Raw genomic sequence first — 371 nt, forward strand, 5'->3', positions numbered from 1 at the left:
GCGACCTTACCGGGGACGAGGCCGACGCAGGCCTGGCGGCGGGCGGCGCGCAGGAAACTGGCGCCCCGGTGGATGACCGGATTGAGTTCGTCAGTCCTTCCACAGCACCGCTGAAAACCGTGGAAAACGGCCGCACAGCGGCCGCGGACCAGGCCCGGCCGGCGCAGGCCGGCGAGGAGACCGCCGCCGATCCCGAGCCCGGGGCCAAAGACACGGTGCGGGATGATCCGGCGCCGGAACCGCCCAAGCGCTCCATCAAACCGAAGCGCTCCAGCGTGCCCAGTTGGGACGAGATCGTCTTCGGCACCAAGCACGACTGACCTGACGCCGGCGGCGGCCGGGACCCGGCGGGGTGCCGGCCCGCGAGGTGC

1 pseudogene is annotated in these 371 nt (G+C 72.8%); it reads left to right on the forward strand.

What is annotated here, in order from left to right:
- A pseudogene (locus tag AC5RV2_RS19070) lies at positions 1–320 on the forward strand (hypothetical protein); the annotation flags it as partial.
- Between the last annotated feature and the right edge of the window lie 51 nt (positions 321–371).

It is taken from the genome of Arthrobacter sp. Y3225116 (assembly GCF_059091245.1).